14 protein-coding genes and 1 pseudogene are annotated in these 17101 nt (G+C 57.2%); 13 read left to right on the top strand and 2 right to left on the bottom strand.

Going from position 1 to position 17101, the window contains the following annotated elements; translation table 11 throughout:
• Nucleotides 1-29: 29 nt before the first annotated feature.
• The 4 genes from manD (at nt 30) to ACOKCT_RS10735 (ending at nt 5491) form a co-directional block, all read left to right on the top strand.
• The gene (gene manD / locus ACOKCT_RS10750) at nt 30-1244 is read left to right on the top strand and encodes a D-mannonate dehydratase ManD (RefSeq protein WP_103179481.1); all 1215 of its coding nucleotides are present in this window, start codon (nt 30-32) and stop codon (nt 1242-1244) included.
• 11 nt (nt 1245-1255) lie between these two features.
• Nucleotides 1256-2275: a Zn-dependent oxidoreductase gene (locus ACOKCT_RS10745; RefSeq protein WP_420193469.1), complete on the top strand. Its 1020-nt coding sequence runs from the start codon at nt 1256-1258 to the stop codon at nt 2273-2275.
• 53 nt (nt 2276-2328) lie between these two features.
• Nucleotides 2329-3708 carry an MFS transporter gene (locus ACOKCT_RS10740; protein WP_420193468.1) on the top strand — a complete coding sequence of 460 codons (1380 nt, stop codon included), beginning with the start codon at nt 2329-2331 and terminating at the stop codon, nt 3706-3708.
• 322 nt (nt 3709-4030) lie between these two features.
• Nucleotides 4031-5491, top strand: a complete 1461-nt coding sequence (locus ACOKCT_RS10735) for a mannitol dehydrogenase family protein (RefSeq protein WP_103179537.1) — start codon at nt 4031-4033, stop codon at nt 5489-5491.
• Between the two features lie 42 nt (nt 5492-5533).
• On the opposite strand, the gene ACOKCT_RS10730 is transcribed toward ACOKCT_RS10735, so the two are convergent.
• Complete coding sequence (locus ACOKCT_RS10730; protein WP_103179538.1) at nt 5534-6220, bottom strand: GntR family transcriptional regulator; 687 nt, start codon at nt 6218-6220, stop codon at nt 5534-5536.
• Nucleotides 6221-6311: 91 nt separating this feature from the next.
• Complete coding sequence (ydfG, locus tag ACOKCT_RS10725) at nt 6312-7058, bottom strand: bifunctional NADP-dependent 3-hydroxy acid dehydrogenase/3-hydroxypropionate dehydrogenase YdfG (protein WP_103179539.1); 747 nt, start codon at nt 7056-7058, stop codon at nt 6312-6314.
• Between the two features lie 153 nt (nt 7059-7211).
• On the opposite strand from ydfG, the gene dcp reads away from it, so the two are divergent.
• From dcp to urtD, 9 genes and pseudogenes are all read left to right on the top strand, one after another.
• Complete coding sequence (gene dcp / locus ACOKCT_RS10720) at nt 7212-9257, top strand: peptidyl-dipeptidase Dcp (protein WP_420193467.1); 2046 nt, start codon at nt 7212-7214, stop codon at nt 9255-9257.
• A 481-nt stretch (nt 9258-9738) separates the two neighbouring features.
• A pseudogene (locus ACOKCT_RS10715) lies at nt 9739-9857 on the top strand (hypothetical protein); the annotation flags it as partial.
• 309 nt (nt 9858-10166) lie between these two features.
• Entirely contained in the window at nt 10167-10301 is a 135-nt protein-coding gene (locus ACOKCT_RS10710) for a hypothetical protein (RefSeq protein WP_231736623.1), read from the top strand.
• Between the two features lie 114 nt (nt 10302-10415).
• A complete protein-coding gene (locus tag ACOKCT_RS10705; RefSeq protein WP_103179541.1) occupies nt 10416-10739 on the top strand; it encodes a hypothetical protein in 324 nt (107 codons plus the stop codon).
• Nucleotides 10740-11054: 315 nt separating this feature from the next.
• Nucleotides 11055-12158: a cobalamin-independent methionine synthase II family protein gene (locus tag ACOKCT_RS10700; protein ID WP_103179542.1), complete on the top strand. Its 1104-nt coding sequence runs from the start codon at nt 11055-11057 to the stop codon at nt 12156-12158.
• 203 nt (nt 12159-12361) lie between these two features.
• On the top strand, nt 12362-13633 hold the full coding sequence (gene urtA, locus ACOKCT_RS10695; protein ID WP_103824459.1) for an urea ABC transporter substrate-binding protein: 1272 nt from the start codon (nt 12362-12364) through the stop codon (nt 13631-13633).
• A gap of 23 nt (nt 13634-13656) precedes the next feature.
• Complete coding sequence (urtB, locus tag ACOKCT_RS10690) at nt 13657-15231, top strand: urea ABC transporter permease subunit UrtB (protein WP_156654449.1); 1575 nt, start codon at nt 13657-13659, stop codon at nt 15229-15231.
• A complete protein-coding gene (gene urtC, locus ACOKCT_RS10685) occupies nt 15231-16304 on the top strand; it encodes an urea ABC transporter permease subunit UrtC (protein WP_103179545.1) in 1074 nt (357 codons plus the stop codon). The genes urtB and urtC overlap by 1 nt, the downstream gene beginning before the upstream one ends.
• The gene (urtD, locus tag ACOKCT_RS10680; protein WP_103179546.1) at nt 16304-17101 is read left to right on the top strand and encodes an urea ABC transporter ATP-binding protein UrtD; all 798 of its coding nucleotides are present in this window, start codon (nt 16304-16306) and stop codon (nt 17099-17101) included. The genes urtC and urtD overlap by 1 nt, the downstream gene beginning before the upstream one ends.

The raw sequence follows: 17101 nt of genomic DNA, 5'->3' as shown, positions 1-17101 counted from the left end.
TCACAGTAAAAGATGTAAGGAACCGGAAAATGAAGATTGTAGGGGCTGAAGTATTTGTCACCTGTCCAGGGCGTAACTTTGTCACGCTGAAAATTACCACCGACGAGGGGATTGTCGGCCTGGGTGACGCTACCCTCAATGGCCGCGAGCTTTCTGTCGCGTCATATCTGAAAGATCATCTCTGTCCGCAGCTGATTGGCCGGGATGCCCATCGTATCGAAGATATCTGGCAGTTCTTCTATAAAGGCGCGTACTGGCGTCGCGGTCCGGTCACCATGTCGGCGATTTCAGCCATCGACATGGCGCTGTGGGACATCAAAGCCAAAGCCGCCAATATGCCGCTGTATCAGCTGCTGGGCGGCGCCTCCCGTGAAGGGGTGATGGTCTATTGCCATACCACCGGTCACACCATTGATGATGTACTGGAAGATTACGCCCGCCATAAAGAGATGGGATTCAAGGCCATCCGCGTACAGTGCGGCGTGCCGGGAATGAAAACCACCTACGGCATGTCAAAAGGGAAGGGGCTGGCGTATGAACCCGCCACCAAAGGCAACTGGCCGGAAGAGCAGCTCTGGTCAACAGAAAAGTACCTCGATTTTACGCCAAAACTGTTTGACGCCGTGCGCAACAAATATGGTTTTAATGAACATCTGCTGCACGACATGCACCACCGCCTGACGCCGATCGAAGCCGCGCGTTTCGGTAAGAGCATTGAGCAGTACCGCATGTTCTGGATGGAAGACCCAACCCCGGCAGAGAACCAGGAGTGCTTCCGTCTGATTCGTCAGCACACCGTCACTCCGATTGCGGTGGGCGAAGTGTTCAACAGCATCTGGGACTGCAAGCAGCTGATCGAAGAGCAGCTGATCGACTATATCCGCACCACCATCACCCATGCGGGCGGTATTACCGGAATGCGTCGGATCGCCGATTTTGCCTCGCTCTATCAGGTACGCACCGGCTCTCACGGTCCTTCCGATCTGTCGCCGATTTGCCACGCGGCGGCGCTGCACTTCGACCTGTGGGTACCCAACTTTGGCGTACAAGAGTACATGGGCTATTCCGAGCAGATGCTGGAGGTTTTTAACACCAACTGGACCTTTGAAGACGGCTATATGCATCCGGGCGATAAGCCGGGCCTGGGCATTGAGTTTGATGAAAAACGGGCAGCGAAATATCCCTACGATCCCGCTTATCTGCCCGTTGCACGTCTTGAAGATGGCACGCTGTGGAACTGGTAAAGGAGCAAAAAATGAAAAGTATCGTTATTCAACAACCGAATTCTCTGGCTCTCGAAGAGCGTCCGTTACCCGCCCCTGCGGCAGGCGAAGTACGCGTCAAAGTGAAGCTGGCCGGGATCTGCGGTTCCGACAGCCATATCTATCGCGGCCACAATCCGTTCGCCAAATATCCCCGGGTGATCGGCCATGAGTTCTTCGGCGTCATCGATGCTGTCGGCGAGGGCGTCGACACCGCACGCCTGGGCCAGCGCGTCTCGGTTGATCCGGTGATCAGCTGCGGCCACTGCTACCCATGCTCGGTAGGCAAACCGAACGTCTGCACTTCGCTGGTGGTGCTGGGTGTGCATCGCGACGGCGGCTTCAGTGAATACGCCGTGGTACCCGCTAAAAATGCCTGGGTCATTCCGGATGCCATCAGCGATGAACATGCGGTGATGGTTGAGCCATTCACTATCGCGGCCAACGTCACCGGCCATGTCAGCCCGACCGGGCAGGATGTGGCGCTCATTTACGGCGCCGGACCGATGGGGCTGGTCACCGTCCAGGCGCTGAAGGGCGTCTACAAGGTGAAACAGGTCATTGTGGTCGATCGCATCGACGAGCGTCTGGCGATGGCCCAGCGTAGCGGGGCGGACTGGGTGATTAACAACGGCAACCAGTCTCTGCAGGCGGTGCTGGAAGAGAAGGGCATTAAACCCACGCTGATTATTGATGCGGCCTGCCACCCTTCTATTTTGCAGGAAGCGGTCAATCTGGCTTCGCCGGGCGCGCGCATTGTGCTTATGGGCTTCTCCAGCGAGCCGAGCCAGGTTGCGCAGCAGGGGATCACCGGTAAAGAGCTTTCTATATTCTCGTCACGTCTGAACGCCAATAAATTCCCGGTGGTCATCGACTGGCTGGAGAAAGGGCTTATCGACCCTGACAAACTCATTACGCATCGCTTTGCGTATCACCACGTTAAAGACGCCATTGAACTGTTTGAGAAAGACCAGCGGCAGTGCTGCAAGGTATTACTGACGTTCTCTGAATAATAATACTGAATGCGGTTTAGCGGTACGCATCTTACCCTTTTGAGATTGCCAATATGACTCAAGTACAACATGAAAGATCCACATCTGACCTGATAAGAGCCGCCGTCTCCGGATGGCTGGGTACCGCGTTAGAGTTTATGGACTTCCAGCTTTATTCGCTGGGCGCGGCCTTAGTCTTTCACGAAATCTTCTTCCCTGAACAGTCCGCGGCAATGGCGCTGATTCTGGCGATGGGTACCTATGGGGCAGGCTATATTGCCCGTATCATTGGCGCTTTTGTTTTCGGCAAAATGGGCGACCGCGTGGGACGCAAGAAGGTGCTGTTTATCACCATCACCATGATGGGGATCTGTACCACGCTGATTGGTGCGCTGCCGACCTATGCGCAAATTGGTATTTTCGCGCCGGTGCTGCTGGTGACGCTGCGTATTATCCAGGGGCTGGGCGCAGGGGCGGAGATCTCCGGTGCGGGCACGATGCTGGCGGAATATGCGCCGAAAGGGAAACGCGGCATCATCTCTTCTCTGGTGGCGATGGGGACTAACTGCGGGACCCTGAGCGCCACGGCGATCTGGGCAGTCATGTTCTTTGCCCTCGACCGTGAACAGCTGCTGGCCTGGGGATGGCGTGTGCCTTTCCTTGCCAGCGTGGTGGTGATGATCTTTGCCATCTGGCTGCGTTTGAACCTCAAGGAAAGCCCGGTATTTGAGCAGGTTAATACCGACGAGGCGTCTGTGCAGGCTGCGGTTGAAGAAAATACCCTGGGTGGGATGCTGAAAAGCAAATCATTCTGGCTGGCGACCGGTCTGCGTTTCGGCCAGGCGGGTAACTCTGGCCTGATCCAGACGTTCCTCGCCGGGTATCTGGTCCAGACGCTCTTGTTTGATAAGGCCATCCCGACCGACGCCCTGATGATAAGCTCTATTCTCGGCTTTATTACTATCCCGCTGTTGGGCTGGTTGTCAGATAAATTTGGTCGTCGTCTGCCTTATATTTTGCTGAGCATTTCCGCCATTATTCTGGCCTACCCGATGCTGTCGATTATTGTCGACAAATCGTACACCCCTGGCGTGATCATGACCTCGATTATCGTGATCCATAACTTCGCGGTGCTGGGGCTCTTTGCTCTGGAGAACATCACCATGGCCGAGATGTTTGGTTCCCGTAACCGCTTCACCCGGATGGCGATTTCCAAAGAGGCGGGTGGTCTGATTGCAGTTGGTTTTGGTCCGGTACTGGCGGGGATCTTCTGCAACATGACCGGCTCCTGGTGGCCAATCGTGGTGATGGTGATGGTTTACTCCTTCATCAGCCTGATCTCGGCCCTGCTGATGCCTGAAGTCTGCGATCGCGAGCTGAGCGCGCTGGACGATGCTGCGGACGATAAAGCTGCTGCGCTAAAGATCAACGGTAAACACCGCGCCATCTCGTAGTTGCTGACGACTCCTCTGTTATACGCAGGGGAGTCTTTTTTAACCCTGTCAAAGCCTGCGTTAATGACTATCCCGCTGTCTCCTTCGCATCAATGGTTCATAGCATTACGTTTTTTTTTCAAATGCTGTCACACAACTTTTAATTGATGTCACACCAGATGGCGAAAAGTTAACGTAAATCAATATCGCTATATCAACAATCAGTATGGTTAACGGCAGAGATTTTTTTTATGCCATCTACCATTCTAGTTGGGTTAGTAAGCCGGGTCACGGAGTCAAGCCGGCCCGGATTTATCGCTTAAATACATTAACGAGTACTATCATGAAAAATCCGTTATTACAGGCGCAAGCTACGCTTCCTCACTACAACCGGGATACTCTGCAAACGCGCATCGTGCATCTGGGCTTTGGCGCCTTCCACCGCGCGCATCAGGCGGTTTATACCGATATCCTCGCTGCCGAACATGGCAGTGACTGGGGCTATTGCGAGGTCAATCTGATTGGCGGCGAGCAGCAGATAGCCGATCTTAAGGCGCAGGATAATCTCTTCACCGTTGCTGAAATGTCCGCTGATGCGTGGACAGCGCGAGTGGTGGGCGTGGTCAAAAAGGCGCTGCATGCCCAGGTGGATGGTCTTGAAGCGGTGCTGTCCGCCCTCTGTGAACCGCAGGTGGCGATCGTCTCGTTAACCATTACTGAAAAAGGGTACTGTCACGCCCCGGCGACCGGGCAGCTGATGCTGGATCATCCATTGATCGCAGCCGATCTGCAGAGTCCTCATCAGCCTGTTTCGGCTGTAGGCGTGGTGGTGGAAGCGCTGGCGCGACGTAAAAACGCCGGGCTGCCCGCTTTCACCGTGATGTCCTGCGACAATATGCCGGAGAACGGCCACGTCATGCGCAACGTTACCTGCGCCTATGCCCGCGCGGTCAGCGCTGAGCTGGCGGAGTGGATCGAAGCCAACGTCACCTTCCCGTCAACCATGGTCGACCGTATCGTGCCCGCCGTGACTGCCGACACGCTGAATAAAATTGAAGAGATTACCGGTGTGCGCGATCCGGCAGGTGTGGCCTGCGAGCCGTTCCGCCAGTGGGTGATTGAAGACAACTTTGTTGCGGGTCGTCCGGCGTGGGAAAAAGCCGGGGCCGAACTGGTGGCGGATGTTATTCCGTTTGAAGAGATGAAGCTGCGCATGCTGAACGGCAGCCACTCCTTCCTGGCGTATCTGGGCTATCTGGCGGGCTATCAACACATCAACGACTGCATGGAGGATGCGAACTACAAGCGCGCCGCCCGTGCGCTGATGTTAAACGAGCAGGCGCCGACGCTGAAAGTGACCGGTGTAGACCTGGAGCGTTATGCCGATCTGCTGATCGACCGTTACAGTAACCCGGCGCTGCGCCACCGGACCTGGCAGATCGCGATGGATGGCAGCCAGAAGCTGCCGCAGCGTATGCTTGATTCAGTGCGCTGGCACCGTGTGCACCAGAAACCATTCCCGCTACTGGCGCTGGGTATTGCCGGCTGGATGCGCTATGTCGGCGGCGTGGATGAGCGCGGCGAAGCCATCGAGGTGTGCGATCCGCTGTTGCCGGTGATCCAGGCGGCGGTAAACGGCAGTGCTGAAGGGGTATCCCGCGTGAAGGCGCTGATGGGTATTGAGGCGATCTTTGGTAATGAACTGCCGCAGGATGCGACTTTTGTCGAGGCGGTAACCGGGGCGTATCAAATGTTGCTGGAGAAGGGGGCGAAAGCCGCTGTGGCCCACTATATCGCGGGCTAATTATTATGCCGAATGCCGCCGCTATGGCGGCATTCATTTTCGTTACTCTTCGCTAAACCAGTCACTATTTTCCTGACGAATTAACTGCACTGACTCGCCAATTTCCTGCAGATGCAGGGTCATCGCTTTTTCTACCGCATCGGCGTCACGCTTTTCCAGGGCATGGAAAATATCCAGATGCTGGCGCAGCAGCATCTCTGGCGGTGATACGTGATTAAGGCTCATGTAACGCACCCGGTCCATGGTCGCCTTGATGTTCTCGATGGTATCCCACGCCAGCTGACAGCCAGCAATTTGCGCCAGCTTCTGATGAAATTCGTCGTCGAGCAGGAAGAAGTCATTCAGCTGTTTACGTTCAATGGCGATACGCTGCTGATGCAGATTCTGCTCCAGCTGATAGCACTGATGATCGTCGACCAGGGTTGCCGCACGACGGACCACGGCGCACTCGATGGCCTGGCGGACAAAACAGCCGTTCTGTACCTGACTGAGGGAGATCTTGTTAACGTAACTGCCGCGCTGGGGGCGGATCTGAATCAGGCCATTTTCCGCCAGCTTGATAAAGGCTTCGCGAACCGGCTGACGGGAGACATCAAAGCGTACCGACACCTCTTTTTCTGATAAAGGGGTGCCCGGCGGGATCAGGCAATGCACAATATCGCTGCGCAAAATACGATAAATTTGCTGATTTACGGGTTGTGTCGGATTAAGTTGCGATTCAGCGGCCATTCGATGTGATTTCTCAGAGGGTTAACCCGGAAATACTACCATTCTTTTACCCGGTATCCCAGACCCGGCCCGCAAGCCGGGCGGGGAAAGATCATCCGCGATGAACGCTCAGGCCAGCAAAGCTCTGCGTCACCGGCATCATTTCAACGGTGTTGATGTTGACGTGCTTCGGCAACGTCGCCACCCACCAGACGGCTTCAGTGACATCATCCGGGGTGAGGGCGGTGGTGTTTTCGTAGGTTTTACCGGCTTTGTCATCATCGCCTTTAAAGCGAACGTTGGAGAACTCCGTTCCGCCGACCAGACCCGGCTCGATATCCGTCACGCGGATAGCGGTGCCGTGCAGATCGGTGCGCAGGTTCAGGCTGAACTGACGTACAAAGGCTTTGGTCGCGCCATAGACGTTGCCGCCCGCATAAGGCCAGCTACCGGCGGTCGAGCCGATGTTGATCACGTGACCACGGTTGCGCTCCACCATGCCAGGCAGCACGGCGCGTGTCATATAGATCAGGCCTTTGTTGTTGGTGTCGATCATCGTTTCCCAGTCTTCCACACTGGCTTTGTGCGCAGGCTCAAGACCCAGCGCCAGCCCGGCGTTGTTGACCAGTACGTCGATGTCACGCCATTGTGCCGGCAGATTGGCAATCATCTCTTCAATAGATGCACGGTTACGCACGTCAAGCTGGGCGGTCAGAATGCTGTCGCCAAGCTCCTCTTTCAGCTCCTGCAGACGCTCCTGACGGCGGCCTGTGGCAATCACTTTATGGCCGTTTGCGACGAAGCGACGCGTAATGCTTTCACCAAATCCTGCTGTCGCCCCGGTAACTAAAATAATCATGTCACTGTTCCTCAACGCTTTTTGTGTAGTACTACCATAGCATGTGATCTGACGCAGAGTAAGGTTACTTTTCGTGCCCTCAAGGCCACAGAGATTGCAGCCCATGCCGGGCTGGCCTACTCTGGTGAAATTCACCTTATTCAGGAGTCTGTTATGTCTGGCACTAATCCGTTTTTCACAAGCAGCCTGCTGCCGTACCAGGCGCCACATTTTGATCTGATCCGCGAGGAACACTATCGTCCGGTCTTTGACGAAGCCATTCGTCAGAAGCGCAGGGAGATCGCGGCGATTGCCGGTTCCGCAGACGCCCCCGATTTTGCCAATACCGTACTGGCGCTGGAGAAAAGCGGCGAGCTGCTGAGCCGGGTAAGCAGCGTCTTCTTTGCCATGACTTCGGCGCACACCAATGATTATCTGCAGCAACTGGAAGAGGCGATCTCAACCGAACTGGCGGCGCTCTCTAACGATATCTGGCTGAATGACGCGCTCTTTGCCCGGGTGGATGCCATCTATAATGACCGCCAGGCGATGGCGCCGGATGCCGAGTCCCTGCGGCTGATTGAGGTGCTTCATCAGCGCTTTATTCTGGCCGGGGCCCGGCTGGAGGAGGCGCAAAAGCAGGAGCTTAAAACGCTCAATACCGAATCAGCCAGCCTGACCAGCCAGTTTAACCAGCGTCTGCTGGCGGCAGACAAGGCGGGTGGGCTGGTGGTGGATTATCAGCATCAACTGGATGGCCTGAGCCCGGCGGAACAGGCCGCGGCTGCCGAGGCCGCAGCGGAGAAGGGACTCAGCGATCGCTGGCTCATTCCGCTGCTGAACACCACGCAACAGCCGGCTCTGCAACAGCTACGCGATCGTCAGACCAGAGAAAACCTCTTCAAAGCGGGCTGGCTGCGCACGCAAAAAAATGATGCCAACGATACCCGCAGGGTGGTCGCACGACTGGTGGCGCTCCGGGCGCGTCAGGCTGAACTGCTGGGCTATGGTAGCTACGCCAGCTGGAAAATTGCCGATCAGATGGCGAAAACCCCCGGCGCCGCGCTGCAGTTTATGCGGGGTATCGTTCCTGCCGCGCGCGGTCGCGCCCTGCAGGAGCAGGCCGACATTCAGAAAGTGATTGATGAAGAGCAGGGCCATTTTCAGGTTCAGGCCTGGGACTGGGCCTTCTATGCCGAACGTGTGCGCCTGGCGAAGTACGCCCTGGACGAGTCGCAGGTCAAACCCTATTTTGCCCTCAATACGGTGCTGACAGACGGCGTCTTCTGGGCGGCGACCCGCCTTTTCGGCATTACGTTTGCCGAGCGCAGGGATATCCCTGTCTACCACCCTGACGTGAGAGTCTGGGAGATCTTCGATCACCACGGAGAAGGGATGGCGCTCTTTTACGGTGACTTCTTCGCCCGCGACTCGAAAGGCGGCGGGGCGTGGATGGGTAACTTTATCGAGCAATCCCATGAAGCCGGGTCGCGGCCGGTAATCTACAACGTCTGCAACTATCAAAAACCAGCTGAAGGCCAGCCAGCGCTAATCTCGTGGGATGATGTGATCACCCTGTTCCACGAATTTGGCCACACCCTGCACGGTTTGTTTGCCAGCCAGCGTTACGCCACGCTCTCTGGCACTAATACGCCGCGGGATTTCGTAGAGTTCCCGTCGCAAATAAACGAACACTGGGCCAGCCACCCCGAGGTCTTTGCCCACTATGCCCGCCATTACGAAACCGGGGAGCCGATGCCCGACGACCTGCGGGAGAAAATAGTCAGCGCCACCCAGTTTAATAAAGGCTATGACATGACCGAGCTGCTCAGCGCCGCGCTGCTGGACATGAACTGGCACGGAATAACCGCCAGCGAAGCGCCAGCAGATGTGGAGGCGTTCGAAGCCGCGGCGCTGGAGCGCGAACAGCTGGATCTCCCTGCCGTGCCGCCGCGCTATCGCAGCAGCTACTTCGCCCATATCTTCGGTGGTGGCTACGCGGCCGGCTATTACGCCTATCTCTGGACGCAAATGCTGGCCGACGACGGCTATCAGTGGTTCGTGGAAGAGGGCGGTCTGACCCGTGAAAATGGGGATAAATTCCGCGAGGCGATTTTATCCCGTGGGAACAGCACTGATTTAGCTGAACTTTATCGCGCGTGGCGCGGGCACGATCCGAAGATTGAACCGATGCTGGTTAATCGCGGGTTGAGTTCGTAAGGGCTTTTTAAGGCTGAAAACAGAACCGGGCGCGATGCCCGGTTTTTTTGTCCACTTACACCCAGTCGTCGTTATGATTCGCGATAGCCCACGATATTGACCCGCTGGCGACTATTATACCCATGGTGAAACCGAAGGTCTGGAAATGGGCCAAATCATTACTCGTATCTGGAATCTGACCCAGGGCGATGATATTTGCGACAACGGTGAGGCAAAAGTAATCAGTGATCCATTACCACCACCAATATGAGCACTAAGAGCTAATTTCCAATTAACTGTTATCTATAACATCCCGCGCCACTGGCCTCGTCGCCAATGGACGGCGGTAAGTTGGAATTATCCGCGAGGTCAGGCCAACCCCTTTAATCCCCGGCATTTAGCCGGGGCTTTTTCGCATCTGAAATCCCCATACCTGGGACTATAAGCGCATAGCGCAACGCAGCACCCGGACAACGTCTGAAGGTAAGCAATATGCTTGTGATTCCGTAGGGCGACTTTGTCCCGCAGGAATCGTACTGATTTAGCTGAACTTTATCGCCAGTGGCGGGGGCACGATCCGCAGATTGAACAGTGGTGGGGAATCGCGGGTTGAGTGCGTAAGCGCTTTTTCAGGCTGAAAACAGAACCGGGCGCAGTGCCCGGCTTTTTCACCTGAAAGATGCATCTGCCAGCTCAGTTGAACCTTCTGTTTATCCTCCCGCCTCGCTCGATATAACCATAAGCATGCCTTATATTTTAAAGGTGGCGATTTGCCGCATATGCCAACAGGAGTTCAAAATGAAATCCAATGAGCAAGGTTCAAACAGAGATCAATCTAAGCAGTCTCAAAAGAACCCGAAAGATGACCAGTCCAAACAGAAACCGGGTAAGTCTAAGTAGACTCTCATAACCAAGTTTGACGGAGGTTTTATGACCGATCGTCCAGATTACGTTGATCCTCTTCCTGATGATGAACCGCTTCCTGATGATGATATTCCTGACACACCTGATGTGAATGACCCGCTGGTCGAGGATGACCCTGATATCACCAGGAGACCGCTATAAAAATTTAATAACCGCCTTCGGGCGGTTTTTTATGTAAAGCGTGCACAGCTATGTTGTCTAAAGGTAAAAGATTAAACTGGAAAACAATGCACAACGGGAGTGGCTGGAGACGTAATGGATTTTTCCCCTTTTATGCACGCATTAGCGGCACTTATTGTCCAGTGTCTGTGCGGTCTGAAATGGAATCGGTGGGGCACGGGCGGGGCGTTGGGTTCGCTGTGGTTTGTCGCCCGGGAACAGACTCAGGCTGAATACCGCTGGATTGCCCTGTTTGGTCACGGCAAGCGCGCCAATATGCCGTGGTGGGGCGGGTTTGACTGGCAGGTCTGGAACGTCGCCAGCCTGCTCGACTGGCTGGTGCCGGTGGTTGCCTGCACCCTTCTCTGGCTTTTATCCCGCGCCTGGCAATTTAAAAGAGCAAACAGCCCGCAGCTATAGCGCAACGTTGTTTAGTCTTTATTTATCTTCCCCATGCTAGCTTATTTACGATCCGCAGCCTGGTATGGAATACCGGGTCCGTAGATAGCAAAATACAAATCTATCCATGCAAGCATTTACCGCCAGTCTCTGGCGGTTTTTTTTGCTTTTCAGCCGCAACATGAATTTTTTTCAATACCAGTGAATTTTTCTCGTTTGCCGTCAGTCCGGCGCTGTGACATCTTTTTTAGACATTTAGCCGTCCAGAAGGCTAAAACTTCAAGAGATGAATTATCACTGTCGGCAACTACCTGGCGGCAGTTAAAGGAGAAAATCATGCAGCGACAACACGCCCCGTACCGTGCCGATGTGGTAGGCAGCTTCTTACGTCCCGACGCCATCAAGCAGGCGCGGATCCAGTTCGCCAGCGGTGAGATTAACGCGCAGCAGCTGCGTGCGGTAGAAGACGAGGCGATTCGCCACGTGGTTGAACAGCAGTGCGCCTGCGGCCTGCAGGTGGTGACCGACGGCGAGTTTCGTCGCGCCTGGTGGCACTTTGATTTCTTCGACGGCCTGCAGGGGGTGGAGCGCTACGAATCTGAGCAAGGCATTCAGTTTAACGGCGTGCAGACCAAAGCCCACGGCGTGCGCGTCACCGGCAAACTGGGCTTCGGCAGCCATCCGATGCTCGACGACTTCCGCTATCTGCAAAGCATCAGCGGTAATGCCCAGCCGAAGATGACCATCCCAAGCCCGAGCGTGCTGCATTTCCGCGGTGGGCGTAAGGTCATCGACGCTACGGTCTACCCGGATCTGGAGGTCTACTTCGACGATCTGGCGCAGACCTGGCGCGATGCTATCCACGCCTTCTACGACGCGGGTTGCCGTAATCTACAGCTGGACGACACCGTCTGGGCCTACCTCTGCTCGGACGATCAGCGCCGTCAGATCCGTGAGCGGGGCGATGACCCGGACCAGCTGGCGCGTACCTATGCCCGTGTGCTGAACAAGGCGCTGGAGGGCAAGCCGGACGATCTGACCATCGGGCTGCACGTCTGCCGCGGCAACTTCCGCTCGACCTGGATTTCAGAAGGGGGCTACGAGCCGGTGGCCGAGATTCTGTTTGGTACCGTCAACGTCGATGCTTTCTTCCTCGAATATGACAACGATCGCAGCGGCGACTTTGCCCCGTTACGCTTTATCCGTCCGGGCAAGCAGCAGGTGGTGCTGGGTCTGATCACCACCAAAAGCGGCGAGCTGGAGAACCCGGAAGGGGTGAAAGCGCGTCTGGAAGAGGCGGCGAAGTATGTCGCGAAAGATCAGATCTGCCTCAGCCCGCAGTGCGGCTTTGCCTCCACCGAAGAGGGGAACGCCCTGACCGAAGCGCAGCAGTGGGACAAGGTGCGTCTGGTCACGCAAATCGCCAGCGAAGTCTGGTAACCGCTTCTCACAGCGTTGCATTAATAAAGTGCAACGCTGTGCCATTCTGATCCGCGCCTGCTTCAAAAATCCTCTCCAGCCCACTGATTCTGTTCTCTATTCGATCTGGCATCCTTTTTGCTCTGTCTCATCCTGAATGCTTTTTCTGCGTCCACGCCGTAACGGACGATTTCGCACAGCGTTTCTTTTCAGGAGTGAAAATTATGCATCGTCGTACCTTGTTAAAAGCTTTTGCTTTGTCGGCCTCTGTGGTGGCCATGGGGATGAGTTTCAGCGTGCAGGCCGCCGACACCATTAAAATTGGCATCATGCACTCCCTCTCCGGAACGATGGCGATTTCCGAAACGCCGCTTAAGGACGTGGCGCTGATGACCATCGACGAAATCAACGCCAAAGGCGGCGTGCTGGGTAAAAAACTGGAGCCGGTGGTGGTGGACCCCGCCTCCAACTGGCCGCTGTTTGCCGAGAAGGCTCGCCAGCTGTTAAGCCAGGATAAAGTGGCGGCGGTGTTTGGCTGCTGGACCTCGGTGTCGCGTAAATCGGTCCTGCCGGTATTTGAGGAGCTGAACGGTCTGCTGTTCTACCCGGTGCAGTACGAAGGGGAAGAGATGTCGCCGAACGTCTTCTACACCGGGGCAGCGCCTAACCAACAGGCTATCCCGGCGGTGGAGTACCTGATGAGCGAAGACGGCGGGGCGGCGAAGCGCTTCTTCCTGCTCGGCACCGACTACGTCTACCCGCGCACCACCAACAAAATTCTGCGCGCCTTCCTGCACTCTAAAGGGGTCCAGGATAAAGATATCGAAGAGGTCTACACCCCGTTCGGCCACAGCGATTACCAGACCATCGTCGCCAGCATCAAGAAATTCTCCGCCGCTGGCAAAACCGCGGTGGTCTCCACCATCAACGGCGACTCCAACGTGCCGTTCTACAAAGAGCTGGCGAACCAGGGCGTAAAAGCTACCGAGGTACCGGTTGTCGCCTTCTCGGTGGGGGAAGAGGAGCTGCGCGGCATCGACACCAAACCGCTGGTGGGCAACCTGGCGGCGTGGAACTACTTCGAATCGGTGGATAACCCGGCCAACCAGACCTTCGTTGCGGCGTACAAAAACTGGGCCAAAACGCAGAAGCTGCCAAACGCCGATACGGTCGTGACCAACGATCCGATGGAAGCCACCTACGTAGGCATCCACATGTGGGCCCAGGCGGTAGAAAAAGCGGGCACCACCGACGTGGATAAAGTGCGTGCGGCGATGGCGGGCCAGTCCTTTAAAGCCCCGTCGGGCTTCACCCTGACCATGGATGCCACCAACCACCATCTGCATAAGCCGGTGATGATCGGTGAAATCGAAGGCAATGGCCAGTTTAACGTGGTGTGGCAGACCGAAGCGCCGGTACGCGCCCAGCCGTGGAGCCCGTTCATCGCCGGAAACGACAAAAAACCCGATACGCCGATTAAAACCGCCAGCAACTGAATCCGGATCAGAGAGGTAAAGCCATGAACGTCATGCGCACGATCTTCGCTCTCGTATGGCTTGCCGGACTGCTGCCAGGGATGGCGCAGGCAACGGACGCCGATAACTTTGTTGCCGCCAGCCGCAGCCAGCAGGCCGTTCTGCTGGAGCAGTGGGCCGCCGCGCCGGATCCGGCCAGGCTGCCGCTGCTGCGGGCTCTCAAGCAAGAGAATGTCGTTGTCGACGACAACAAACACGCTTTTACCCGCCAGGCGGGCGGGTTAATCGCCCTCGGTGATGCGGCTCAGGCGCAGGGCTCACCTAAAGCGGTGCGTCTGACTAACCGCCTGAGGGTGCTGGCCGCCACCGCGCTCGCTACCCATCAGCTGACAGGTGACAGTGTCACCGAAAGGCTGGCGGCGGCGCGCCAGCTTCAGCGCGATCCCCAGCCGCAGATGCTGCCGTTTTTACAACGCCAGCTGGCAAGTGAAAAGGACGATGGGGTGCGGGAGGTGCTGAGCCTCGCCGTCGCCAGTCTGCAACTGACCAGCCCGCAGGCCGCGGTGCGCAAGCAGGCGGTGACGCTGCTGGGAGAATCGAGCGATCCGGAAGTGCAGGCCCGCCTGCTGCCCTATACCCACGCCCAGACGGAGCCGGATGGTGAAGTACGCGAGGCCGCGGCGGAAAGCCTGCGCCAGATCCAGCATCGTCAGACGATAAGCGACCTGCTGGGGCAGGCGTTTATGGGGCTGTCGCTGGGCTCCATTCTGCTGCTGGCCGCGCTCGGGCTGGCGATCACCTATGGCTTGCTGGGGGTGATCAATATGGCGCACGGGGAGATGCTGATGCTCGGGGCTTACGCCACCTGGCTGGTGCAGCAGGCGATGGCGCAGTTTACCCCACAGTGGCTTACCTTTTATCCGCTGGTGGCGCTGCCGGTGGCGTTCATGCTGACGGCGACGGTAGGTATGGCCCTTGAGCGCACGGTGATCCGTCATCTGTATGGCCGTCCGCTGGAGACGCTGCTCGCCACCTGGGGTATCAGCCTGATGCTGATCCAGCTGGTGCGCATGCTCTTCGGGGCCCAGAACCTCGAAGTGGCGAACCCGGCATGGCTCTCCGGCGGCGTGCAGGTCTATGCCGGCCTGATCCTGCCGTGGAACCGACTGGTGGTGCTGGGCTTTGTACTGCTGGTGCTGTTTTTCACCTGGCTCATCCTCAACAAAACCCGTCTGGGGCTGAACGTGCGGGCGGTAACGCAGAACCGCAGCATGGCCGCCTGCTGCGGAGTGCCCACCGGGCGCGTCGATATGCTGGCTTTTGGGCTCGGCTCCGGGATTGCCGGGCTCGGCGGCGTGGCGCTGTCGCAACTGGGGAACGTCGGGCCGGAGCTGGGTCAGGGCTACATTATTGACTCCTTCCTCGTGGTGGTACTCGGCGGTGTGGGTCAACTGGCTGGCAGCGTGGCGGCCGCCTTTGGATTGGGGATTTTCAACAAGATCCTTGAGCCGCAGATGGGTGCCGTGCTCGGCAAAATCGTGATTCTGGTGGCGATCGTTCTGTTTATTCAGAAGCGCCCGCAGGGGTTATTTGCACTGAAAGGGAGGGTAATTGACTGATGAGCCAGCCACTGACCTTAACGCTGGCGCGCAAGGCGCCGCGCAGCGTACCGATACTCGGCGCCGTGATTCTGGCGGCACTGCTGGTGCTGCCGTTTCTGGCGCTGCTGCCCGCCAGCCATCCGCTGGCCGTTTCGACCTGGATGCTGACCCTGGTAGGCAAAATTCTCTGTTACGCCGTTGTCGCCGTGGCCCTTGATCTGGTGTGGGGCTACGCCGGGATGCTCTCGCTCGGCCACGGTCTCTTTTTTGCCCTCGGCGGCTACGCCATGGGAATGTACCTGATGCGTCAGGCCGCAGGCGACGGATTACCGGCGTTTATGTCGTTCCTCTCCTGGAGCGAATTGCCCTGGTACTGGTGGGGCACCCAACATTTCGCCTGGGCGCTGGTGCTGATTGTGCTGGTTCCGGGCCTGCTGGCGCTGCTGTTCGGCTGGTTTGCCTTCCGCTCGAAGATTAAGGGGGTCTACTTTTCGATCATGACCCAGGCGCTGACCTTCGCCGGAATGTTGCTGTTCTTCCGCAATGAAACGGGCTTTGGCGGCAACAACGGGTTTACCGGATTTACCACGCTGCTGGGCTTTTCCGTGACCGCCACCACCACGCGTATCGGATTGTTTATTGCCACCGTGCTACTGCTGGCCGCCTCGCTGGCGGTGGGCTATGCGCTGGCGAAAAGCAAGTTTGGTCGCATTCTGACGGCGGTGCGGGATGCGGAAAACCGGCTCACCTTCTGCGGCTACGATCCCCGCGGTTTCAAACTGCTGGTCTGGACCCTGTCCGCCGTGCTGTGCGGACTGGCCGGGGCGCTCTACGTTCCGCAGGTGGGCATTATCAACCCCGGCGAGATGTCGCCTACCAACTCCATCGAAGCGGCGATCTGGGTGGCCCTCGGCGGACGCGGAACCCTGATCGGCCCGGTAATTGGCGCGGCATTGGTCAACGGCGCAAAAAGCCTCTTTACCGTGGTGATGCCGGAGTACTGGCAGCTGTTTCTGGGGCTGATCTTTATTGCCGTCACGCTGTTTTTACCGCGCGGGGTCACGGGCCTGTTACGCAAAGGAGATAAATAATGCAGCCAGCCGAAGCGTTATTTACCCGCCAGCTTCCCGGAGATCGTTACCGCGATCAAACCGACCCGGTGTTGCAGCTGGAGGGAATCAACGTCAGCTTTGACGGGTTTAAAGCACTTACCGATCTGTCGCTTAATATTGGCGTGGGGGAGCTGCGCTGCGTGATTGGTCCCAACGGCGCCGGGAAAACCACCCTGATGGATGTTATCACCGGTAAAACGCGGCCCCAGAGCGGGCGGGCGATTTACGATCAGACAACGGATCTCACCACCCTCGACCCGATAGCCATTGCCCGCCAGGGCATCGGGCGCAAATTCCAGAAGCCAACAGTGTTTGAGGCCCTGACGGTATGGGAAAACCTTGAGCTGGCGATGAAAGGGGATAAGTCGGTGTGGGCCAGCCTGCGCGCCCGGCTGAGCAGCGAGCAGGGGGACCGGATCAACGAGATGCTGAGCCTGCTGCGCCTCGGCGGGGAGCGGCATCGCCGGGCGGGGCTGCTGTCCCACGGCCAGAAGCAGTTTCTGGAGATCGGCATGCTGCTGGTGCAGGAGCCGCATCTCCTGCTGCTCGATGAGCCGGCCGCGGGGATGACCGACGCCGAAACCGAGTATACCGCCGAGCTGTTCCGCACCCTGGCGGGTAAACACTCCCTGATGGTGGTGGAGCATGACATGGGTTTTGTTGAAACCATTGCCGATCACGTGACGGTGCTCCATCAGGGCCGGGTGCTGGCGGAGGGGTCGCTGCGCGACGTGCAGGCCAACGAACAGGTGATTGAAGTCTATCTTGGACGCTAA

The organism is Leclercia sp. M-A074-M, from assembly GCF_965195605.1.
In the GTDB taxonomy this organism is placed as follows: Bacteria; Pseudomonadota; Gammaproteobacteria; order Enterobacterales; family Enterobacteriaceae; genus Enterobacter.
The sequence above is the reverse complement of the archived record's forward strand: the minus strand, read 5'-3'. Positions and strand labels throughout refer to the sequence as shown.